Here is a 1,546-nt window from a genome sequence, read left to right on the forward strand (position 1 = left end):
TCCTGTTAAGCGAGCTCGAGTCCTTAGACGGAGAGCTTGCTGCGGTTACTGGCGAGAGACCTGCATTAGCTGCCTATCTTGTCGAACAGGAAAAGACACTGGCCGAGATTGGTGACCAGATCCGAACGAAGGAGGTAGAGTTATCCTCGGCGATCGCTTCGAGCGAGATGGCGACAGCACTGGCCAATCGGAACAATGCCGCGTCGCGGGTAGTCGGTCGCATAAGCCTGTTTCTCGAAGGTCTCGTTCCCAATAAAGAGCTACTTAGGCTGCAAGCTGAAGAGCGTCGTCTAAAAGCTCGCATCGTCGATCTGGAGGAACGCCTCGGCGCCGATGATTCCGATGCGAGACTCATGTCAACGCTAAGCAATATCGCCCTTCATATGTCCGGGTACATCGCCGCCCTCGGTGGCGAGTTTTCTGAGTTCCCCGCACGGCTCGATTTGCACAACTTGACCGTGGTGATTGATCGCCCCGGGAGACCGATCTATATGAACAGAACTGGTGGCGGCGAGAACCATCTCGCCTACCATCTAGCCGCGCTTTTGTCCTTGCACCGGTTTGCTACGACATACGGGCACCCGATACCTCGCTTCCTCCTAATTGATCAGCCTAGCCAAGTCTACTTTCCTTCCGACGCGTCCTACGCTGCCGCGGCTGGTTCGGTTGAACAGACTGAGAGCCAAAAAGACGCGGACTTGGAAGCGGTTCACCGGCTGTTCGAAATGCTGTATCGATTTGTCACCAAGGATGCGCCTGGATTTCAGCTCATTGTGACGGAGCACGCAAACTTACGAGAAGAATGGTTTCAACGATCGCTTGTTGAGACACCGTGGGCGAAGCCGCCAGCGCTGGTGCCGGACGATTGGCCTGAAATGCCGTTACAATAGTTGTTTCCAGCTAGTTGCGGCCGTTGCGCCTCTTCCGACAAGTTGGTTCTCGAAGTAAGACGTCTCAATGAAAAACCAACTGATCCACGAAATCTGGCTCGACCCAGGGCCAGATGGTCAGATGCTTCCCGGCCTTTGTCTTGCCGGCCCCATGGGGAACAGCTTCAGGTCCCTCCTTAACAAGGGGGCTGCGAAGGCCGGCGAGATAACCGGGCATAGCCATTTCGATGTAATGACGAAATACTGGAAGATTCAGGGCTGGGGTGAGTATCAGACGGAGCATCAGCAAGATCACGAGCCATATCCTGACGAATGGATCGCTATCCAACGTGCCTTTATCGATAGACTGTGAATTTGCGGATTGATCGTGATCGATGCACAGTTGCCTTGGCCTTCAAGGCAACTGTTTTTTCGAACCGAACGCTATCCGATTTCCCTAATCGCCTTTCCTCACCCCCTCACCCCTCCAACTCCACAATCGCACACCCATATCCTCCAAACTCAAGTTGCCCCCGCACAGCCCTTTCCCCATACAACAAATCCCGCCCGGCCGGCACGCCGCCCACCGTCACAGCCTGATCCATCTAATTCTGCACGAACAGCAGCAGCCGTTCCTCATTCATCCGCATCGTCACCTCCACCCCCTCAGGCAGCCC

The 1,546-nt window shown here is 55.1% G+C and carries 2 protein-coding genes and 1 pseudogene; 2 read left to right on the forward strand and 1 reads right to left on the reverse strand.

The annotated features are described in order from the left end of the window. Together A7X77_RS31495 and A7X77_RS31500 are read left to right on the forward strand one after the other, a co-directional pair. On the forward strand, positions 1-890 hold an 890-nt coding region (locus tag A7X77_RS31495), incomplete at its 5' end, for a DUF3732 domain-containing protein (RefSeq protein WP_156668206.1). 67 nt (positions 891-957) lie between these two features. Then, the gene (locus tag A7X77_RS31500) at positions 958-1,242 is read left to right on the forward strand and encodes a hypothetical protein (protein ID WP_064686681.1); all 285 of its coding nucleotides are present in this window, start codon (positions 958-960) and stop codon (positions 1,240-1,242) included. 106 nt (positions 1,243-1,348) lie between these two features. On the opposite strand, the pseudogene A7X77_RS34160 reads toward A7X77_RS31500, so the two are convergent. After that, positions 1,349-1,546: pseudogene (locus tag A7X77_RS34160) on the reverse strand (Beta-galactosidase C-terminal domain); the annotation flags it as partial.

Source organism: Rhizobium bangladeshense, assembly GCF_001662075.1.
GTDB lineage: Bacteria > Pseudomonadota > Alphaproteobacteria > Rhizobiales > Rhizobiaceae > Rhizobium > Rhizobium bangladeshense_B.

Coding starts and splice junctions, on each gene's coding strand:
- A7X77_RS31500 (WP_064686681.1), top strand. CDS start 958: ATGAAAAACCAACTGATCCACGAAATCTGGCTCGACCCAGGGCCAGAT.